14 protein-coding genes and 1 pseudogene are annotated in these 21,187 nt (G+C 69.1%); 7 read left to right on the top strand and 8 right to left on the bottom strand.

Annotation, left to right across the window (positions count from 1 at the left end; all coding sequences use genetic code 11):
* Window positions 1-12 precede the first annotated feature (12 nt).
* Window positions 13-615: pseudogene (locus UXQ13_RS23645) on the top strand (hypothetical protein); the annotation flags it as partial.
* The gene (locus tag UXQ13_RS11730) at window positions 615-1,439 is read left to right on the top strand and encodes a phosphoenolpyruvate hydrolase family protein (RefSeq protein ID WP_225235172.1); all 825 of its coding nucleotides are present in this window, start codon (window positions 615-617) and stop codon (window positions 1,437-1,439) included. The pseudogene UXQ13_RS23645 and the gene UXQ13_RS11730, both read left to right, overlap by 1 nt.
* A 30-nt stretch (window positions 1,440-1,469) precedes the next feature.
* On the opposite strand, the gene UXQ13_RS11725 is transcribed toward UXQ13_RS11730, so the two are convergent.
* Window positions 1,470-1,754, bottom strand: coding sequence for a Fe-S cluster assembly protein HesB (locus tag UXQ13_RS11725; RefSeq protein ID WP_225235173.1), 285 nt, complete (start codon window positions 1,752-1,754; stop codon window positions 1,470-1,472).
* Window positions 1,755-1,890: 136 nt separating this feature from the next.
* On the opposite strand from UXQ13_RS11725, the gene UXQ13_RS11720 reads away from it, so the two are divergent.
* Window positions 1,891-2,868 carry an ERCC4 domain-containing protein gene (locus tag UXQ13_RS11720; protein WP_225235174.1) on the top strand — a complete coding sequence of 326 codons (978 nt, stop codon included), beginning with the start codon at window positions 1,891-1,893 and terminating at the stop codon, window positions 2,866-2,868.
* A gap of 8 nt (window positions 2,869-2,876) precedes the next feature.
* Here the strand turns inward: UXQ13_RS11720 and UXQ13_RS11715 are convergent, their stop codons facing one another.
* The 7 genes from UXQ13_RS11715 to UXQ13_RS11685 all read right to left on the bottom strand — a co-directional run bounded on the left by UXQ13_RS11715 (window position 2,877) and on the right by UXQ13_RS11685 (window position 7,982).
* On the bottom strand, window positions 2,877-3,239 hold the full coding sequence (locus tag UXQ13_RS11715) for a DUF1330 domain-containing protein (protein ID WP_225235175.1): 363 nt from the start codon (window positions 3,237-3,239) through the stop codon (window positions 2,877-2,879).
* A 19-nt stretch (window positions 3,240-3,258) separates the two neighbouring features.
* On the bottom strand, window positions 3,259-3,540 hold the full coding sequence (locus UXQ13_RS11710) for a hypothetical protein (RefSeq protein ID WP_225235176.1): 282 nt from the start codon (window positions 3,538-3,540) through the stop codon (window positions 3,259-3,261).
* Window positions 3,537-4,160, bottom strand: a complete 624-nt coding sequence (locus tag UXQ13_RS11705) for a type IV toxin-antitoxin system AbiEi family antitoxin domain-containing protein (RefSeq protein ID WP_225235177.1) — start codon at window positions 4,158-4,160, stop codon at window positions 3,537-3,539. Before UXQ13_RS11705 ends, UXQ13_RS11710 begins: the two co-directional genes overlap by 4 nt.
* Window positions 4,161-4,186: 26 nt before the next feature.
* Entirely contained in the window at window positions 4,187-5,983 is a 1,797-nt protein-coding gene (locus UXQ13_RS11700) for a putative bifunctional diguanylate cyclase/phosphodiesterase (RefSeq protein WP_225235178.1), read from the bottom strand.
* On the bottom strand, window positions 5,980-6,405 hold the full coding sequence (locus UXQ13_RS11695; RefSeq protein WP_336392337.1) for a hypothetical protein: 426 nt from the start codon (window positions 6,403-6,405) through the stop codon (window positions 5,980-5,982). Before UXQ13_RS11695 ends, UXQ13_RS11700 begins: the two co-directional genes overlap by 4 nt.
* Window positions 6,406-6,489: 84 nt before the next feature.
* Window positions 6,490-7,347, bottom strand: a complete 858-nt coding sequence (locus UXQ13_RS11690; RefSeq protein ID WP_225235180.1) for a hypothetical protein — start codon at window positions 7,345-7,347, stop codon at window positions 6,490-6,492.
* A complete protein-coding gene (locus UXQ13_RS11685) occupies window positions 7,344-7,982 on the bottom strand; it encodes a MerR family transcriptional regulator (RefSeq protein WP_225235181.1) in 639 nt (212 codons plus the stop codon). The genes UXQ13_RS11690 and UXQ13_RS11685 overlap by 4 nt, the downstream gene beginning before the upstream one ends.
* Window positions 7,983-8,116: 134 nt before the next feature.
* Here UXQ13_RS11685 and drmD point away from each other — a divergent pair, with 134 nt between their 5' ends.
* From drmD to drmB, 4 genes are all read left to right on the top strand, one after another.
* Window positions 8,117-11,293, top strand: coding sequence for a DISARM system SNF2-like helicase DrmD (gene drmD / locus UXQ13_RS11680; protein ID WP_225235182.1), 3,177 nt, complete (start codon window positions 8,117-8,119; stop codon window positions 11,291-11,293).
* Between the two features lie 65 nt (window positions 11,294-11,358).
* Window positions 11,359-15,396: a DNA methyltransferase gene (locus UXQ13_RS11675; RefSeq protein ID WP_225235183.1), complete on the top strand. Its 4,038-nt coding sequence runs from the start codon at window positions 11,359-11,361 to the stop codon at window positions 15,394-15,396.
* Window positions 15,393-19,133 (top strand): DISARM system helicase DrmA, encoded by a 3,741-nt coding sequence (gene drmA, locus UXQ13_RS11670; RefSeq protein ID WP_225235184.1) that lies wholly within the window; start codon window positions 15,393-15,395, stop codon window positions 19,131-19,133. Before UXQ13_RS11675 ends, drmA begins: the two co-directional genes overlap by 4 nt.
* Complete coding sequence (gene drmB / locus UXQ13_RS11665) at window positions 19,133-21,187, top strand: DUF1998 domain-containing protein (RefSeq protein WP_225235185.1); 2,055 nt, start codon at window positions 19,133-19,135, stop codon at window positions 21,185-21,187. The genes drmA and drmB overlap by 1 nt, the downstream gene beginning before the upstream one ends.

Raw genomic sequence — 21,187 nt, 5'->3', positions numbered from 1 at the left:
CGGGCCCGGCTCACCGAGCTCGGCTACGAGGTGCTGGTCTTCCACGCGACCGGCGCCGGCGGCCGCGCGTTGGAGGGCCTGGCCGATGCCGGGCTGCTCGCCGGTGTGCTCGACCTGACCACCACCGAGCTCGCCGACGACCTGGTGGGCGGGGTGCTCACCGCCGGTCCGCACCGGCTGGAGGCGGCCGGACGGCGCGGCATCCCGCAGGTGGTGAGCGTCGGTGCGCTGGACATGGTCAACTTCGGCGGCCGGGAGACGGTGCCGGCTGAGTTCGCCGATCGGCAGTTCCTGGTGCACAACCCCACCGTCACGCTGATGCGCACCACGGCTGAGGAGAGCGCGGAGCTGGGACGGCGGGTGGCGGCCAAGGTCGGCGCGGCCACCGGCCCGGCCGAGGTGCTGCTGCCGGTGGGCGGGGTGTCGGGGATCGACGTCCCCGGTGGGCCGTTCGCCGACCCCGACGCGGACGAGGCCCTCTTCGGCGCCGTCCGGGAGGGGCTGGCCGGCACCGACGTGCCGGTCACCGACTGGGACGGCGCGATCAACGACCCCGGCTTCGGCCGGCTGGCCGCCGAGCGACTGCACGCCCTGATCACCGCCGAGGGGAACTGATGGACGCCGCAACGGCACGAGCTCGACTGCTGGCGACCGCCGCTGCCGGCCGGCCGATCATCGGCGCGGGCGCCGGCACCGGCCTGTCGGCGAAGGCCGCGGAGGCCGGTGGGGTCGACCTGCTGATCATCTACAACTCCGGGCGCTACCGGATGGCCGGCCGCGGTTCGTTGGCCGGGCTGATGCCCTACGGCGACGCGAACGCGATCGTCGTCGACATGGCCCGCGAGGTGCTGCCGGTCGTGCAGGACACCCCCGTGCTCGCCGGGGTGTGCGGCACCGACCCGTTCCGGCTGATGGGCCCGTTCCTCGACGAGCTGGTGCGGATCGGGTTCGCCGGGGTGCAGAACTTCCCGACGGTGGGGCTGATCGACGGGACGTTCCGGGCGAACCTCGAGGAGACCGGCATGGGTTTCGGCCTGGAGGTCGAGATGATCCGCGCCGCCCACGAGCGTGGTCTGGTGACGGCGCCCTACGTGTTCGACGCCGAGCAGGCGGTGGCCATGACCGAGGCCGGGGCGGACGTGCTGGTGCCGCACATGGGCCTGACGACCAGCGGGACCATCGGCGCGCAGACCGCGATGACCCTGGACGACGCGGTCGCGCGGGTGCAGGAGCTGCGCGACGCGGCGGTGGCGGTGCGCCCCGACGTCCTGGTGCTGTGCCACGGCGGGCCGATCGCCGAGCCCGCCGACGCCCAGTACGTGCTGGAGCGCACCACCGGCGTCGCCGGCTTCTTCGGTGCGTCGTCCATGGAGCGGCTGCCGACGGAGAAGGCGATCGCCGGGCAGGTGGCGGAGTTCGCCGCGTTGCGCCTGACGTGACCGTCCGTAGGCCGGGGGCAGGGAGCGGGTTCAGCCGGCCGTCTCGGTGATCGCGAACTGGATGCTGCCCGACGGGGCGGCGCCGGCGTCCAGGGTCTTGTCGTCCAGGACGGTCGCGGTCTTGCCGTCCAGGAAGACCCGGGCGCCGTCCTGTTCGACGACCTGGTCGTCGTCGGCCGGCACCGCGGCCAGGCTGACGGCGAGGGACTGGTCGGCGGTGTCGCCGGAGATGCGCAGGCCGCCCTGCTCGGCGGCCTCGCTCTTCTCGGTGATGCTGCGGATCGCGGTGGTCGCCTGCGGGGTCAAGGTGAGCACGGGAGAAGGTCCTCTCGGAGTCCAGGACGTCGTTGCTGACCCCTCGAGCCTCGGCGGCCCGGGCGGCCCGGGTCAACCCGGCGCCGAGATCGTCATGACCTCGTAGCACGAGCAGGTGCCTGGCAGGCTGCAGGCCGTGGCCGATGACTTCCTGGTGGCACGCAACCCTGACCCGGACTCGTCGCTGCCCTACCTGATCCGGGTGCCGCTGGGTGCCGAGGGGATCGTGCTGAAGGCCCGGGAGACCTGGCCGGGGGCGACGAAGGTCTACTGCCACCGGGCCGAGGGCTGGCCGGCGGACGCCGAGGTCCTCGAGCGGCACGAGGTGCGCACCTGCACCCGGCGCGGACCGGCCATCGACCTCGTCCTCACCCGGGCCCGCCGCAACCGCTCGCAGCTGGTGCTCACCCGAGCCCGCGGTCGCGAGGTCGTCTTCTGGCAGACCCCCAGCACCAGCAAGCAGGCCCGGCCGGGTGTTGCGCTGCCCACCGCCCGGGCGGCCGGCCAGGTGCTGGAGATCGTCGTCGACACCGCGGAGAAGTACCCCTGGACCTTCGGCCACCAGCAGGCGGTGACCACCCGGCGGCGGTTGGCCGCCGGCGACTACGCCGTGCTGCGGGACGGCGAGGTGCTGGCCGCCGTCGAGCGCAAGACCCTCGCCGACCTGGTGACCAGCCTGCGCAGCGGGAAGTTGACCTATGCGATGGCCGAGCTCAGCGCGCTGCCCCGGTCGGCGGTCGTCGTCGAGGACCGGTACAGCCGGCTGTTCTCCCTGGAGCACTGGCCCGGCGCCGCGGCTGCGGAGGCGCTGGCCGAGGCGCAGGCCCGGTTCCCCGCCGTGCCGGTGGTGTTCTGCGAGACCCGGCCGCTGGCCCAGGAGTGGACCTACCGCTGGTTGGGCGCCTGCCAGGCCGAGTTGGCAGCCGCCGCGGACACCGCCGGGGTCGAGCAGACCTTCGCCCCGGCCGGGCCGGTGCCGGTCCCGGCGCCGACCCCGGCGCAGGTGCGCCGGTGGGCGCGCGCGGAGGGCATCGACGTCAGCGACCGGGGCCGGGTCCCGGCGGAGCTGACCGCCCGGTACCTGGCCTCCCGGACAGCCAGTACCGAGGACTGAGCCACGGCCTACCGGGCGGCGGTCGGCTGCAGCACCGCCTCGGTCAGCGCCTGGGTCCGGTGCTGGGTGAACTCCTGGTACTCGGGGTCGGCCACCATCGCGCTGAAGGCCTCCCGGCTCGGGTACCGCACCAGCAGGACGGCGTCCCACGCCTGGCCCTCCTCGGCGACAAGCGGGGTGCCGCCGTCCCCGGCGTAGACGACCTCGCCGCCGTAGCGGGGGAGGAACGTCTGCTCGACGGCCCGGGAGTAGGTGGCGTAGGACTCCCGGCCGCCGTCGGCGAAGCGCAGCAGGTTGAGCATGACCACGGGCCCGCCGGGGTCCTCGGCGAGGAACTGCTTCAGGTCGGCACCGCGGGGGTTGATCGCCATGGGCCCGCACCGTAGCGGCTCAGGCGGGCACCGGCGCCGTGTGCACCAGCTCGGCGATCTGCCGCTTGACCTCGTTGAAGGCCGGCGAGGTGACGTCCCGGTCGGGGAGGTGCGTGCGGGACAGGGCGGTGCCGCCGATGAACAGCAGCGCATCCGCCAGGCCGGCTGCGGAGAGCGCCGCGAGGACGTGGCTGATCGCGTGGTCGCGGAGCACCTGGGAGTCCGCCACCCCGAACCGGTCGCGGACCACTGCGGCCTCGGCCGGGTCGAGTCCGCGGCGGGGACGACGGCCGGCGGTCACGGGTGCTCGGCGCGGAGCCGCTCGAGGGTGCGGGTCATCCGTTGACCCCGGGCCAGCAGGTCGAGCCGCTCGGGTGCACAGCGGGGGAGCAGCGTCCGGACGACGTCCCGGACCTCGTCCGGCAGACCGCCCAGCTCGGGGCGCCGGGCGAGGTCGAGCACGGTCTGCTCCGGCGTGGTGACCAGGACGCGGCCGAGGTCCGTCGGCATCAGGGCGGCGTCCAGGTCGTCGACGTCGCGGGCCACGAAGGTGAGGACGGCGTCCGGCCGGTCGAGGAGGCGCAGCGGTCGCCGTCGGGTGGGGACGGCGACGACGGCGAGGCCGACGGCGCGGGGGAGCGCTCCGTGCAGCCGGGCCGCGGTCAGGTGCATCAAGACGGGGACCCGGTCGCCGTAGAGGGCGGTCGCAGCGCCCGCGGCGACCGCCTCCAGCGTGGGCAGCCAGGTGACGTCCTGGTCGTCGGGCAGGGCGTAGTAGAGACCCGGTGCCGCCTTGCGCACCCGTCCGCCGCGGGTGAGCCGGGCAAGCTGCACGTTGGGCTGGGTGTAGACAGCAGCCAGGTCCTGGGGACGGATCGTGCGCAGCGGCGCCTGGGTGATCGCCGTCGGGACGGCAGTCATGGATCCTCCTCTCACCGTGCAAAACCTTATCTTTCGGATAAGGATGTGACCAGTGGACGGTGCGTTGTGAGGTCGGAGGTCGGCACCGGACGACCGAACAGCCAGCCCTGACCGGCGTCCACCCCGAGCGTGGCCAGCCGGGCGCACTGCTCGTCGGTCTCGATGCCCTCGGCGAGCACCGTGGTGCCCATCCCGGTGGCGAGGGCGACCAGGCCGCGCAGCAGACCGACCGAGGCGTCGTACCCGGTGACCGAGCGGTCGAGCTTGAGCACGCTGATCGGGTAGCGCTCGAGGTAGGCGACCGAGGTGTAGCCGGTGCCGAAGTCGTCCAGGGCGACCCCGACGCCCTCGAGGGCGAGATCGCGGAGGGGGACGACACCGGCGTCGGCAGGCAGCTGGTCGTGCTCGGTGATCTCCAGGTGCAGGCGCTCCGCGGCCAGTCCGCTGGTGGCCAGGGCGGCGCGCACCGTGCCGGCCAGGTCCGGGTCGACCATGGAGGACCGGCCCAGGTTGACGCTCACCGACCAGGTCGGGTCGATCTCGGCCTGGGCGGCGCGGCAGGCCTCGCGGAGCACCCAAGCGTCCAGCGCGGCGCCGTGGCCCTGGGACTCGGCGATCGGCAGGAAGGTGTCGGGGGAGACGAGCCCGCGGGTGGGGTGCCGCCAGCGCAGCAGCGCCTCGCAGCCGATCACCCGCCGGGAGGGCAGCGAGACGAGCGGCTGGTAGAGCAGGAACAGCTCGCCGGCGGTCGGGTCGCCGTCCACCAGTCGGCGCAGGTCGGCGCCCAGCGCGAGCTGACCGAGCACCTGCTCCCGCTGCTCGGGGGCGAACAGGGTCGCGGTGCCGCGGGCGCCGGACTTGCTGGCGTAGAGGGCCACGTCGGCGTCGGCGAGGGCGTGCGCGAGCTCGCTCCCCGGTCCGAGCGGGACCCACCCGGCGCTGCAGCGGACCGGGAACGGCCGGCCGGCGAGGGTGACCGGCGCGTCGAGGGCCCGGGACAGGAGGTGCGCCGGAGCGTCGGCGCCCGGGGGCAGCAGCAGGACGAACTCGTCGCCCCCCGAGCGGCACACGGTGCTGCCGGCGGGGACGGTCTCGGACAGCCGGCTCCCCACGGCGACGAGCAGCTGGTCGCCGACCTCGTGGCCCCAGGTGTCGTTGACGTGCTTGAAGTCGTCGAGGTCGAGCACCACGAGCACCCCACCGGCCTGCACGGTCCGGCTCACCGGGTGCACGAGGTCCTGGAAGGCTGTGCGCAGGCCACGACGGTTCAGCAGACCGGTCAGCGGGTCCTGGCGGGCTAGCCGCTCGCTGGCGCGCACGGTCTGCGCGCCGCGGGCGATCGCCAGGCCGGCCAGCAGCGCCGCGATGGCCAGGTACGCCTGGTTCGGGAGCAGCTGGCCGCTCTGCAGCTGGGCGAGCGCGATCGGGACGAGCACCACCGGGGTGGTGCCCAGCAGCCGGGTCGACTCCGAGCGCTGGCGGCCCGGGCCCCCGGTGGCGAAGGCGGAGGCGACCTGGGGGTGCAGGCAGCCCGCAGCGAACAGCACCTGGGCGACCACCCAGACCACGCCCTGCTCGGCGTGGACGCTGGCCAGCCGGACGCCGGTGTCGGACACCAGGGCGTCGTACACCGACGCGGTGACCCCGCCCAGCAGGACCAGCCCGATGCTGGGTCCGAGGTCCGCGCGGGAGCTGATGTAGCGCAGCGCCAGGCACACCATGACAGCGTCGAGCGCCGCCACCGCCTGCGGCCACGTCAGGTCGGGGGACCGGATGGCGAGCGCCGCCTGGACGACGGCCAGGGCGACGACGCTGGCGATCATGGCGCGGTCGGCCCGCCGTCCCCAGTGCTCCCGGCGGGTCCGTCGCAGCTCGGGCCGCGCCCCCGAGCGCTGCCGGAGGAAGAGCAGGGGAGGAAGCCGGCGACCGCCACCATGCCGGCGGTCTGGAAGGCCATCCCGAGCGCTGGTGCGGCGCCGCCGACGGCGAACGCCACGGTCCAGCAGGCCAGCGAGGCCGACATGAACAGCCAGGGTCCCCGGCGGTCGGGCCGGTACAGGCGCAGACCCACCAGCGGTGCGACCGCGGCCAGCCCACTGGCCAGCAGCACCGCAACCGGTCGGGTGGCCGGCCAGACCGAGCCCGCGACCAGCAGCACGGCGGCGACCGCCAGGACACCCGTGGCGACGGGTGCGCTGGCGACCACCGCCGTGTCCGGGGGCACCGCGCGACGGGGGAGGCTCACGCCGGGGTCGTCGGTCGCGGGTGCACCGGGCTTGAGCGTGCGGGCGGCGGGTTCACCCCGTCGGGTCTGCCGGTGGGGGGCTGATCAGCCGAAGGGCTGGGTGACCGGGATGCCGGCGAGGGCCTGCAGGGTCAACAGGACGACGACGACGGCGTACCCGGCCGAGACGATCGCGACGACGCGGAACCGGGTGCCGGAGCTCTCCAGCGCCGGCACCCGACGCCGCTGCGCCTCGAGCCCGAACGCCAGCAGCGGCAGCGCCTGCAGGGCGTGCATGCCGACGAAGTGCGGGACCCGCAGGTCGCCGCCGGTGGTGGACCAGCCCAGCAGCGGCAGGCCGGGTCCGCCGTCGGCGACGCCGACCGCGTGGGCACCGGCGATGCCGGAGAAGCTGTCGAGCTGCTCGGCCGTCGGCGAGGTCATCAGGAAGGCGACGGCCATGCCGGCCAGGCCGATGACCAGTCCGGCGCGGATCGCCAGCCGGCGGGCCGGGTCGTCGGAGGCCCGCCACAGCAGGACGGCGAGGACGAGGGTGACCAGCCACACCGCGGCGATGGCGAAGCCCATGCTGGCCCAGGCGGCGCCACGCAACGGGCTGGAGACGTTGAAGTGGCTGGTCGTGCCGGTGGCGACCGCGCCGACGATCACCGCCATCTCGACGACCATCCCGGTGACGACCACCCAGGCGATGCCGCGGCCCAGTTTCCTGCGTCGCGCGGGCAGGAGGGTGAGCAGCAGAGCGATCGTCACCGCGTAGATCGCGATGGAGATGGAGAACTTCAGCGGCTTGAGCCAGCCGTTGGTGCCGGTGATCTGCACGGGGTCGACCACGGCCAGGATCGCGGTGACCACCGCCGTGACGGCCATGACCGCAGCGAGGACCAGCAGCGGCCGGTTGAGATCGGGCCTCGTGGGGGTGGGGGATTCGAGGACGGCGGTCATGACGGACTCCCGGGGACGAAACCGAAGCGGCGGACGGACTCGTTGGCCTGGGCCATGCGGCGGAGACCGGCGAAGAGGGCGTCACCCAGCACGGTGCCGATGACGACGGTCTGGGCGGCGGTGGCGGGTCCGGCGTCCAGGTTCTTGGTGACGGTGTCGAGGTCGGCCTCGGCGACCACCTCGGCGGCGCGGGCGTAGGCGGGCAGGGTGGCGGCGAGGTCGTCGCGGCCCAGGGCCCGGTACCGGTCGAGGACGGTGGCCGCGGCGGTGATGCCGGGGCCGTCGGGGGTGAACGTCCAGCCCTGCCGCCGGACGACGTCGGCGACCCGCTGCAGGGACTCCTCGGACGGCGGGGTGGTGACGGTGGGCAGCGACGCCTGGGCGATGCCCAGGGTGTTGCCGAACGGGTGGGCGGGGTCGTCGGCCGCGATGAGGATCTGCTTGGCCGCCGCGACGCTCAGGCCGCCGACCTCGATGAGGGAGCGGATCAAACGGAGGCGGGCGAGGTGGTCCTCGCCGTACTCGGTCTGGTTGTAGCCGGTGCGCTCGCCGGGGCTGAGCAAGCCTTCACTGACGTACCACTTGATCGAGGCGGCGCTCACCCCGGTAAGGCGAGCTAGCTCGGCTATGCGCACGGTGACAGCATCTCTATCGATAGCTGCGCTGTCAATAGACCGTCACTTCTGTTCCCGGGCCTGAGGCTGACTGCTGAGCCGGTTTCATACCGGCCCGTGTCGTAAGCCGCGGTGTGATGCATAGAGTGCGGAACGTGACCGGAGGACGGGCGGACGCGGTATCGGTTGGCGCTGACGGGGTGCGCACGAGCCCTCCCCTTCCCGATCCGGGTCAGGTGGTCGAGGTTCGCGGGTCGACCTGGGCGGTGGCTAATGTCCTTACCCAAGGGTTGCCACGCAGCCCGGCCGATGAGGCAGCCGCGCAGTTGAGTCACATTGTCGAACTGCAGTCGCTCGACGAGGATCGACTCGGCGAGCAGCTTTCTGTGGTGTGGGAGCTCGAGGTCGGACACACAGTCACTCCAGACCAGGGCCTTCCAGAGCGCATCCGTCCAGATGCCTTCGACGACCCGACCGTGCTGGCTGGCTTCATCGACGCGATGCGTTGGGGTGCCGTCACCTCAGCCGACCCCAACCGCTACCAGGCGCCGTTCTGGTCGGGTGTCAACGTCGAGGCCTACCAGCTGGAACCCCTGCGCCGGGCATTGAGCGCGCCGCGCACCAACCTCCTCCTCGCCGACGACGTGGGCCTGGGCAAGACGATCGAAGCCGGCCTGGTTATCCAGGAGCTGCTGCTCCGTCACCGAGCTCGCTCTGTGGTGATCGTTTGTCCGCCTAGCCTGTCGTTGAAGTGGCAGGACGAGATGCGTGAGAAGTTCGGTCTGGACTTCACCATCGTCGACAGCGAGCTCATGGCGGAGATCCGCCGCTCCCACGGGCTGCACGCGAACCCGTTCACGCTCTTCCCGCGGGTCATTGTGAGCATGGCGTGGTTGCCTCAGGCGCGGGCCCAGCGTCTTCTGCGCGACGTGTACTCGCGCACGGCCAACCCAGAGACCGCCAAGCGCTTCGCCTTTGACATCATCGTGGTCGACGAGGCGCATCACGTTGCCCCTGCCAGCCCGTCGGCGGTGGCCGGGGGCCGGGGCTACGCGGTTGACACCCACCGCACCGTGGCCGTGCGTGAGCTTGCCGAGAAGTGCGAGCACCGGCTGTTTCTCAGCGCCACCCCGCACAACGGTCACCCTGAGTCATTCACCGCCCTGATGGAGATGATCGATCCCCGTCGGTTTTCGCGAGGTGCTCGTCTCGACGCCGCGGCGCTGCGTGACGTCACCGTCCGACGACTGAAGACGGACCTGACCGACAAGGGCTTTCAGAAGCGCTCGGTCACAGCGCTCTCCTACTCCCCGAGCGCCGAGGAGCAGAGCAAGTTCGAGCTGCTCGATCGGATCGTCCGGCGGAGTGCGGAGCTCAACGGCACCAGGCCGGGCGGTGACATCGTCACGATGCTGTTGAAGAAGCGATTCCTGTCCAGCCCTTACGCCTTTGGGACGACGTTGTCCCACTACGTTGCCGCACGCGCCGGTGCCGGCTTGGTCGATGACGACTACGACGACGTATTCGGAGAGGGGCAGGCCGACGACGAGGAAGGGCTCTGGGAGCAGGACGAGGCGACCCGGCTCCGGGACTCCAAGAGTTCGGACCCACTCAGCGGAGCCGAGTCGGGGCAATTGGAAGAGCTCGCCCAGTGGGGGCTCAGCCATGAGAGCAAGCCCGACTCACGACTGGAACGACTCGTTGAGTTCCTCGACGCCGTCTGCCGTCCCGCCGGCTCCTGGTCGAACGAGCGCGTCGTGGTCTTCACCGAGTACGCGGATACCGTCGACTGGCTGACCAGGGTGCTCACGCAACGCGGGTACGCAGACGTGCTGGCCGTCGTTCAGGGGTCGACGCCGACTGAAGACCGCGAGGTACTCCGGGAGCAGTTCAACGCCGACCCGGCTACGGAAGTGGTCCGAGTGCTGCTGGCTACCGACGCGGCCGGCGAAGGCATCGACCTGCAGAAGTACTGCCACCGTTTGGTGAACTTCGACATTCCGTTCAACCCCTCGCGCCTGGAGCAGCGGATCGGCCGCATCGACAGGTACGGCCAGACCGAGCGCCCCGAGGTCTTCCACCTGGTCCCGGATTCGACCTCCTCCACCTTCGGCGCCGATGCTCACTTCCTGTCGATGATCGGTCGCAAGATCGCCCAGGTGGAGTACGACCTCGGGTCCGCCAATCAGGTCGTGGCCGGTGAGCTGACGAGGCACTTCGCTGGGGGGCGGGCCACCAAGAAGAAGAAGAAGGGCCTCGACGGGAATCAGGTGATCTCTCAGGCGCTGGCCGGAGGGCTGACGTTGAACTACAAGCTCACCGAGCTGGAGCAGGGCTACAGCGCCTCCCGAACGGCGATGCACCTGTCTCCCGCCAACTTGCGCCGAGTCGTTGACACCGCCCTTCAGATCAATCACCAGCTGCCGCTGATCCCCAATGACGACTTCGTCGAGGACCTCGACGCCGAGGTGTTCGATGTGCCCGCGCTGACGGCGGGATGGCGGCCTGCTCTGCGAGGCCTCGACACCCGTCGGAAGCCCGGCATCTCCCGCCCGATCACCTTCGACCCGGAGGCGACCGCGGGACGCGACGACCTGGTCTATGTGCACCTCGGGCACCCCATCGTGCAGAAGGCACAGCGGTCGTTGCGTCGCTCGCTGTGGAGCGCCGACTCCCCGCTGAACCGGGTGACCGCTGTGGTCGTCGATGGGCTCCCCGAGTCCTTCGTCGCCGCGGTGACGCGCATGGTGCTGGTCGGCCGGGGCGGTCTGCGGCTGCACGAGGAGGTGTTCCTCGCCGGCGTCCGGCTGCGTGGACGGCGGGTCATGGCCGAGGACATTGCCGAGACCGCGCTGGATACGGCTCTGGACGGAGGCGCTTTCATCGCCGCCCAGCGTGACCTTCGGGTCCAGCTGGAGGGGCTGTGGGACGCCGATGATGGAGCGCTACGGGCGCGGTTGGAGCAGTCGATGAGTCAACGGGCGGAGCGCCGACACACGCTCGTCGTCGAGCAGCTGATGAAGCGTGAAGCGGCCGACGTCCAGCGAGCGCAGGACATTTTCGCCGCGTTCCGCACCAACCTGAGCGAGAGCCTTGGAGCACTGGAGCAGGTTGAGAACGACCAGCAGCTGTCGCTGCTCCCGGATGAACAGGAACGCCAACGTCGCCGCGACATCGACGGCATGCTGCGGCGTCTCGCCGAGCTCGGCGACGAAGAAGACCGGGAGATCGGCGCGATCCGCGATCGATACGCCGAGGTCAAGCCGCACACCACGGCGGCTGCGGTGGTTTTCGCGCTGACGCCGGCCGACGCCCGAGGGGTGCTTGCCTGATGGCCCGCACTGCCTCCGCCGCCGGTCAGGGCGGTCGCCAGGTCACTGGTGCCTGGATGCGCCCGATGAGCGCCGCCGAGCTGCATCGCTCGTGGCTGACCCTCCTGGACACTGAGGGCCCGTTTCTCGCGGTCCCACCCCTCAAGCGCGTGTGGCCTCAAGGAATGCCGGCCCTCGCCGTCGAGGCAAAGGCCGCCCTGGCGTCGGCGCACCGCACCTTCGTCGCCGCGTGGGAAAGCTACGACCGGGACCCGTCCAAAGAGCACGCGCTCGCCAACTACCGGGACGCCCGGGACGCCTGGGTGCAGATCGTGCTCCGGGACGTCGCGGGTTGGGCCGAGTCCATGAGCTGGGAAGAGATTCCTGGCCTGGTGGCGTCGTCGCCCGGCCGGGAGGTCACGGTGACCGCGCAGGCGGCTATCCGGGACGGCGACAGATGGGGCTGCCTCGTCCACCTGGTCGACCCAATTGACTCGCTGCGCCAAGCCCCGGGCGACCGGTGGGCTGCTTCACCCGTCGACAGGTTGGAGGCTCTGCTGCGGGCCGGCGGACCTGAGGTCGGCTTGGTCACCGATGGTCGCTGGTGGGGTCTGGTGTGCGCCCGGGAGGGCGCCATGGTTGCGTCGGGGGTAGTCGACGCTCTGGACTGGGTCGCCGAGCCCCGGGTGCGGGATGCGTTCTTCTCGCTGGTCTCCCGTCGCCAGCTGATCGGTGGTGACCCCGCCGAGCGACTGCCAGTGCTGTTCAAGGACTCGGTGGCTGAAGCAGAGGAGATCACCGAGGCGCTCGGCGCGCAGGTGCGCCAGGCAGTTGAGCTGCTGATCCAATCCTTCGCCGAGTCCGCCGCTGAATCACAGCGGCACGGACTGCCCGACCCCCTTCCCCGTCGAGCTCACGACACGTACGAGGGTGCGGTCACGGTGCTGATGCGGATCGTTTTCCTCCTCTTCGCGGAGGAGCGGGGATTGCTACCGACCGGCGAGCTCTTCGAGCAGGGGTACGGGATCTCCGGAGAGCTGTCCAGATTGGTCGAGCGTGAGGCCGCTGAGACCGAAGAGGCGCTCGACTCGACCTCGTTGACTTGGCACCGGCTCTTGGCCACCAGCCGGGCCCTCTACACAGGGGCCTCGTTCGAGAACCTCCGGATGCCGCCCTACGGAGGGGGACTGTTCGATCCGTCCCGGTTCCCCTTCTTGACCGGTACGACCGACCGAGAGACCTTGGCGCTCACCGTGCCCGACCGGGTGATGCTGCACGTTTTGCGGTCCGTGCAGCTACCTCGGCTGAAGAGTGGCGAGGCCCGTCAGATCTCGTTCCGTGAGCTGGACGTCGAGCAGATCGGCTACATCTACGAGGGACTGCTCGGCTACACGGCTGAGCGCGTCGACGAGCCCCATTTGGGATTGATCGGCAAGGCCGGCAGCGAGCCGGAGATCCCCGTGGCCGTGCTCGAAGATCTAGCGGCCGAGCACGCAGACCCGAAGAAGCTGGCCGAAGCGATCCGGCAGTGGCTCAAGGACGACCAGCCCGCAGCTGTCCCGGCCTCGGCGACCGCGATCGCCAAGGGCATCGGTGCGGAGCCAGACCCTGGCGCCGTCAGTGCGTTGCGACAGGCGGTCGGGGACGACACAGCGCTTCACGGCCGGGTGCTCCCGTGGCTTGGCCTGGCTCGGCTCGACTTGCGGAAACAGCCCTTTGTCGTGTTGGACGGCGGCCTGCTGGTGAAGGAGACGCCGTCGCGCCGCAATGCGGGTGCCCACTACACGCCCAAGTCGCTGGCCACTGACGTTGTCAGGCACGCACTGGAGCCACTGTGCTTCGACCCCGGGCCGCACCAGACGGCGGATGAGAGTCAGTGGAAGCCCAAGACGTCGGAACAGATCCTTGCGCTCAAAGTCGCCGACATCGCGTGCGGCTCCGGGGCGTTCCTGGTCGCCGCCGCCCGGTACCTGTCTGAGCGAGTGGTCGAGGCGTGGGTTCGGCAAAACCCCGACCATGAGGCTCGCACCGACCTTGAACGCCGGGCGATCCGTGAGGTGGTCGCCAGCTGCCTCTACGGCGCGGACATCAATGAGATGGCCGTCGAGATGTGCAAGCTGTCACTCTGGCTGGTCTCCCTTGACCGGGATCAACCGTTCTCCTTCGTCGACGACAAGATATTCCTCGGCAACTCGCTGCTCGGGCTCACCGATGTGCAGCAATTGCGCACGCTGCACATCGATCCAAGCCGCGCGAAGAGGCTCGAGACGTACGGCGTGGACGACGTCAAGGTCAACGAGGTGGTACGCCGCGCCTCGGAGCTCCGCGTTCAGCTCGCCACCGAGATCGACGATCGCGACCCCGCCCGAGACGGTGCAGCGAAACGCCGCCAGCTTGCAGACCTACGGCGGCTCACCGCGGACCTGCGTCGGCTTGCGGACGGCGTCATCGCCGCTGGCCTGCCCTTGGGTGGGAAACCGGGTGGAAAGCTGGACGACGCCTACGAGAACCTCCGCATCGCCGCCCGAACCGCAGCTCCCCGTGATGGCGAGCCGGGCAACCCTGCCATGCTCGACACTTTGATCGACAAGGGCTTGACGCCCACGGTCGCGACCGACTACCGGCGATGGCAGCCGCTCCACTGGGTGCTTGAAGCTCCCGACGTCCTCGTTGACCATGGAGGCTTTGACGCGATCGTCGGTAATCCTCCCTTCCTTGGCGGTCAGAAGCTCACCGGCGCCATGGGCGACGGAGTACGCGAGTGGTTCGTGCACGCGCTAGCGGGCGGGACCAAGGGCAGCGCCGACCTGGTCGCCTACTTCCTGCTTCGTGCGACGAGCCTTCTTCGCAGCACTGGCACGGTCGGGCTGATCGCTACCAACACCATCGCTCAGGGCGACACCCGGGAGGTGGGCTTGGACCGGATGGTCGACGCGGGATTCACAATCACTCGCGCCATCCAGAGCCGGTCTTGGCCGGCGAAGAGCGCCAATCTGGAGTTTGCGGCGGTATGGGGCACCGTCTCGGCCGTGGCCGACTACGTGCCAAGGGTCAGCGACGAGCTTGTGGTAGCCGGAATCTCGACGCGTCTAGAGGCCGAAGGGCGGGTGACTGGGAATCCGGTGCGGCTCGCGGAGAATTCTGGGATTGTTTTTCAAGGAGCAATTCATCGAGGCGAAGGCTTTCTTGTCACACAGGAGGATGTAGAGACGTGGACTGCAAAGTCTCCCGCAAACTCAAACGTACTTAAGAAGTTTCTGACTGGCGACGACGTAAACTCAAACGTGGGCGCAAGCGCATCCCGATGGATTATCAACTTCGGAAGCATTCGTCAGGCGCCTGGTCTCGAATTTGAACTTCCGTCTCAGCGCCTGCGGGAAACGGTGGCAAAAGAGCGGCAGGCGAACCGTGATCCTCTAGTTCGCCAGCTCCCGTGGTGGCAATATTGGAGGTCGGCGCCGGCTCTGACTAAGGCTATCGCCAACCTTGATGAAGTTCTAGTGATTGCGCTATTGAGCAAGTCTGTCATGCCTATGCGAGTGCCGGCTCGGCAGGTCTTCAGCAATACCTTGGGTGTCTTTGCGTGCGACAATCATGTCCTGCAAAGCGTCCTTTCGTCCTCGGTGCATCAGCTGTGGGCAATTACCTACGGGTCCACGTTGGAGACTCGCGTGCGTTACGTTCCCTCTGACGTCTTTGAGACCTTTCCCCGCCCCCCGTCGACGGACTGGCTAGCTCAGGTTGGCGAAGCGCTCGATTCGGAGCGGCGTGAGGCATTGTTGCGTCGACAGCTGGGCCTAACCTCACTGTATAACCAGGTCAACGACTCGGAAATTGGCGACTCGGTGGATTCAGACGTGAATCGGATTCGCGCAATCCACGTCGAGCTAGACCAAGCCGTGATGGCGGCCTACGGCTGGGGCGACGTTCAACTCGACCACGGGTTCCACACCTACCGCCAGATGACGCGGTGGACTGTCAGCCCTGCCGCGCGGGTGGAAATCCTCGATCGGCTGCTGGAGGAAAATCATCTCCGGGCCGCAGCCGAGCAGGCAGCGGGTGTCACCGGTAAGGGTGCCAATCGGCGAATCTTCTCTGAGGAACAGGAGGCACTCTTCCCGTGACCGCAGCCACCCCCTCTAACGCCCGTCCGCAAGGCACGTACGAACTGAGTCACGAGCTCGACGGTTCGTCGTACGAGGTGCGTGAAAACCTCGTCGACATCCTGGAGCGGGAGCTGCTTGGCCCGGTCGGTGGCCCAGACGAGGTGCTCACGTTCAGTCCGCGCCAGCAGTACCTGGTCGGGCACATTGCTCCGGTCAAGCTGAGCGACGACGTTGCCGTCGCCGAAGTGGAGGAGGGAGAGTCCGGCCGCGGTGACCTGGTGCAGGTCCGCACTGACGAGGCCGCCCTGGCTGAAGGGCGTGGTGTACCAGTATTCGCCGCCGACGACTCCGAGGCCGAGTCGGAAGACGACGACGCCGAAGACCGCACGCCCAAGCAGGGACTCATGATCCCCTCGTCCATGGGTCTGCGGTTTCAGGTACCCGCGGATCTGGCCGCGTTCACGGTGCGCGCTTCCTGGGGTGTGTACGAGCCGGTCGAGACCGATGAGGTCACGAAGTCCGGCCGGCCGATCCGTAACTACCAGCGCACCCCTGTTGAAGAGCCCCGGACCGTCGAGCTCGCTGATCTGGTGCCCGGTGAGACCCACACAGTGCCCCTCCGCGACAAGGTCTGCCTGCGGATCGACCGCTACGACGACACGGCCCTTGGACGCGTGCTCGTGGAGATCGCCCTGTGCAACGACCGAGTCACCCCGATGCCGATCCCGATCGGCATGTGGCTGTTCCAGACTCGACTCGTCATCGACGCCGATGGGGCCCAGGTCTTCCTTCCGGTCCGAGACGCCCTCGAGGAGCACTGGGCAGAGCACGACCCCGAGGTCCGGCGGCTCGATCTCCAGTACCGCGATCGGCTGCAGTTCGCGATCGGCCGGTGCTGCTCAGTCACGTGGAAGGCGGAAGTCGGATCACGACGTGCCACGTCCGTCGAGACGACCTGGCTGCCTGTGTCAGAGACGCCGCAAACGCGTGCCGGCGAGATCGACAACGCGATGCTGTCCATGGCCGCGTTGGCAGAGGCGGACTCCACCGGGTTGGCGACCGGGCTGTCTCCGCTGTTCGCCGGCTACGGAGCCTGGCTTGATGAGCAGGAGGAGCTGGCTACCAAACTCCCGGCCCACCTCCAGGACACCGCCGCGGATGCCCTGTTCGAGGCCCGGAAGGTGCACAAGCGGCTGACCGCCGGGCTGGCGCACGTCACGTCCAAGCCTGAGGCCCTGCGCTGCTTCCAGTTCATGAACAGAGTGATGCGGGACCAGCGCATCGCCTCGCAGGTTGCCGCTGGACGCGCCTCGAATGCGGAGATGTCGATCGCTGACGCGCATGCGTTGGTGGCAGCCCGTGGCGACAAGGCCGCGACCTGGCGCCCGTTCCAGCTCGCGTTCATCCTGATGCAACTCGGGGCGCTCACCGACCCCACTGCCCGGCTGCGGAGCGCGGATCTTCAGGCGCAGGTCGAGCTGTTGTTCTTCCCCACCGGTGGCGGCAAGACCGAGGCGTACCTCGGCCTGGCGGCCTACACGTTCGCCATCCGCCGCAGGCAGGGTGTTGTCGATTCCGACGACGGCCCGCTCGACGGAAACGACGGGGTCGCCGTGCTCATGCGCTACACGCTTCGGCTGCTGACCGCTCAACAGTTCCAACGAGCGACAGCCCTCGTCTGCGCCGCTGAGCTGGCCCGGTGCGAGGATGAAGCCACCTGGGGGACAACGCCCTTTCGCATCGGACTTTGGGTCGGTACCGCCGTCAGCCCCAAGCGGTACGAGGAGGCCGAGGACCAGCTCGTCAAGGCCAACCAGTACGGCAGCCACCGACTCACGGTGCTGCAGGTCCAGCGGTGCCCCTGGTGTGGCACTCCGATTGGGGCCGCCAACGTCCGTGCCGACCCCGTCGCGCGGCGGGTGTTCGTGTACTGCGGAGACGAGCTGGCTCGCTGTCCATTTGCGAAGGGCGGCGCAGTCACTGAGGGCTTGCCAGTCCTGACCGTTGACGAGGAGATCTATCGCCTCACCCCCGCTTTCGTCATCGCCACCGTCGACAAGTTTGCGCGATTGGCCCGGGAGGGTGAGGCCGCGGCCCTGTTCGGTTACGTCAACCGGAGGTGCGGCAGACACGGGTACGTGCACGTCGACTACCCGCATTGCACGGGCAGCTCACACACCTCAAAGGGCGGCCCGGCGGCCACCGTCGTGCCAGTGAGCCGGCTCCGGCCACCGGACCTGATCATTCAGGATGAGTTGCATTTGATCACCGGGGCGCTCGGCACATCCGTCGGGCTGTTTGAGGTGGCCATCGAGACCCTCTGCAGCTGGCAGACTCCGGACGCCATGCCGGTGAAGCCGCTGATTGTGGCCTCGACCGCGACCGTGCGCAACGCGCAAGCGCAAGTGCGCGCCCTCTACGGGCGCTGGGTGGAGATCTTTCCGCCGCAGGTGCTCGACGTCGCCAACACGTTTTTTTCGTACGAGATCCCGATCAGCAAGGAACACCCGGGGCGGCGTTATATCGGGGTCAGTGCTCAGGGCGTGCGACTCTCCAGCGCCGAGATCCGGGTCGCCGAGGTGCTGCTGTCGGCAGGCCAGTTGCTCTTCGACCGTTCCGCGGACGACCCGGCGCTGACGGGGGACGCGCGGAAGGCCGCGGACCCCTACATGACCCTGGTGGGCTACTTCAACGCCACGCGTGAGCTCGCTGGCATGGCCCGCTATGTCGCGGACGACGTCCAGAACCGGGTTAAGCGACCGCGCCGGGGGGCCGGGTTCCCCAGCCGGCTCGGGGCCTCGTTCGGTGTACTCCACGTGGGTGAACTGACTTCTCGTATCGCGTCGGCTGAGATTGGTCGGACCCTGGACCGCCTCGGTGGTGAGTTCAACCCGGACTACGACAGCTCCGCAGCGTTCGGGGCGCGCATGGCGGCAGCCGATGCGGGTGTGTCCGCCTCCCCTCGCAAGGACGTGCCCTTCGACGTGGTTTTGGCGACCTCGATGCTGCAGGTCGGTGTCGACGTCCAGCGACTAGGTCTGATGCTCGTGGTCGGGCAACCGAAGAACACCGCCGAGTACATCCAGGCGTCATCTCGGGTCGGCCGAGACTCGGATGATCGGCCCGGTCTGGTGGTGTCGCTGGGGAACTGGGCGCGGCCGCGCGACCTTGCACACTTCGAGCAGTTCCGGCACTACCACGAGACCTTCTACGCGCAGGTGGAGGCGCTGTCGGTCACCCCCTACTCGCCGACGTCTCTCGAGCGTGGGATCGACGGCCTGCTGGTGAGCGTCGTCCGCGTGCTCCAGGCCGCCACCGCCGACGGTCTGTCTCCCGAGCAGGCAGCGGGACGAATCAAGCAGAACCTCACCGCCGTACAGGGGCTCGTGTCCCGCTTGATGCAGCGGATTGAGGCCGCGGCGCAGGACGAGGACGCGACCAAGCTGGCAGACCATCTACTGGTCAACCGGGTCGAGCACTGGTCGAAGCGCGCTGGAGAAGCCGTGGCCAACGGACAGACTCTCGTCTACGAGCGCACAGGGAAGGGCAACGCTCACATGCCGCTGATGATCAGCCCGGAGAACGCCGTCGCCGTTGCTGGCAGCTCGGTGCCCGCGCCCTTCCGGATCGCCAATTCAATGCGTGAGGTCCAGCCGGAGATCAACCTGCTGGTCAGTCCGCTGCCCGACCGGCTCTTCGCCCGTGCGCCCGAGGGCGCTCCTGCCTGGACTTTGCCTTCAGGGGACGACGCCTGATGGCCGAAGCCTCCACCGCATCGGCCGACGCAGTCGCGGACATGCTGGCCGACGCCACGGACTCCCTTGACCCGCTGACCGACGCCGAGAACGCACACGTCAAGAACCGTGCTCGAGTTGGATCAGCCCGTCCCTCGTCATTGCTGTACACCTACGGCCCCGGCGCAGTGATGGACCTGCCGAACTTCGCCGTGATGCCGGCCGGGCTCGACGACTGGGACCCCATCTGGAAGCGTCGCGAGCACGTGCCGACCATCATCGAGCCACGGCTGCTCGACGTCGTCCGGATGCACCTCGGCAGGGATGTCGACTCCCTCCGGCCTTACCCCTGGCAGCCGAAACGCGGAGGCCCGTCCACCGAGGGGACCGACCTCGGTGTCCCGGCTCGCGTGTTCCCGCAGTGGTTCCGGTGTACCGGCTGCGACTACCTCGGTCCGCTGCCGCGCTTCACCTACACGAACACCCACCCCTTCCGCCCCGACCTCGCGCAGTTCACCCACGAGAGCTGCCCTGGGCGAGGCAAAAAGTCCGGGGGGAAGGGCAAGCGGAGCAACCCGGCTGTGCCCGCGCAACACCTGTTGACCTGTACCAACGGACACCTCGACGAGTTCCCGTATGCACTGTGGGTGCACAAGGGGAGGGCCTGCCCCAGGGCTGAGAGTCCTGACCTCAAAATGCGGGACGCGAACGTCGGCGGCAGCGTCGGCTCCACGATCGTGTGCACGCAGTGCTCGGCCAGCCGCGGAATGTCGGAGGCGCAGGGGCGGGTCGGCCGCGACAAGTTGCCACAGAAGTGCCGCGGCCGCCACCCACATCTCGGCGCCTTCGATGCCGACTGCGACGCGCGACCGGCCATCGTCCTGATGGGTGCGTCGAACCTGTGGTTCGCGTCGACGCAGTCGGTCATCGTGATGCCGCGCGATGACAAGCAGCAGACGGCTGCGCTGGCCGACCAGATGCGCGCTGAACTCGGCTTGGAGAAGGTCGCGAAGTACCAGGCGCATCCGGACTTCCTGCGGGATCTTTTGTCGGCACACATCGACCTCGAGACGGTGACGGACGACGAGCTGGCGGCTGCGGCCGCGAAGGCGATGGCGGGGGATTCCGATGAGGTGCGCCAAGACAAGCTGGCGGGCTGGGACCCGATTGACTTGCTGGTGCCCGAGTGGGCCTACCTCCAGCAACCTGCATTGTTTGCGCAGCAGTCCAACAGCACTGGTCTTATGGTCACTGAGCGCGACCGAGGCGCAAAGCTGCATCCTCACGTTCAGCGCGTGGTCGCGGTCAACAAGATGAAGAAGGTGAACGCCGTCCTGGGGTTCACCCGACTGGACGAGATGGACCGGGTCAACGACCTGTCGAGCCGGCTGGTCAAGCTGACTCGCAACAAGCGGCCCAGGTGGGTGCCGGCAACCGAGGATCGCGGGGAAGGCGTCTTCCTGCAGCTCGACGTTGACGCGGTTGCCGCATGGGAGACCGTCGTCCTGGCGTCCCCGCTGTGGGCGGAGCATCGGCAGGCGCATGACCGCAACTTCGCCCGGCGGTTCTCGGAGACAGCGAAGAACGTCGACTCAGCGACGAGATTCCCTGCTCCCCGGTACTGGTTGCTGCATACGTTCTCGCACGCGCTCATCCGGGAAATGGCCATGTACAGCGGATACGGCGCAGCGAGCCTGTCCGAGCGCATCTACGGCTGGCCGGGCTCCGCGGAACGGTCCGCTGCGGCTGGCCTCCTAATTTGCACTACGGCGTCCGACAGCGAGGGCACGCTCGGAGGTCTGGTTGCACTATCGCAACCAGAGCGGTTGCAGTCGTTGGTGTCCTCGGCACTTCGGCGGGCTGCGCGCTGCTCGTCGGACCCGGTCTGTGCGATGCGGACACCAAGGGACCCTGAGGACTTCCTACACGGAGCGGCGTGTCATTGCTGCACGTTTGCATCCGAGACGTCTTGTGAGAACGCCAACCGATTTCTCGATCGGCGTTTTATGCTCACGCTCGCGACGACGACTGGCGCTAGAGTGCCTGGGTTCTTCGGCGTCACTAATGGCAGTTGA

Source organism: Klenkia terrae, from assembly GCF_037083865.1.
Lineage (GTDB): Bacteria > Actinomycetota > Actinomycetes > Mycobacteriales > Geodermatophilaceae > Klenkia > Klenkia terrae.
Note: the sequence above shows the minus strand (reverse complement) of the source record. Positions and strands in the feature narration are given on the sequence as shown.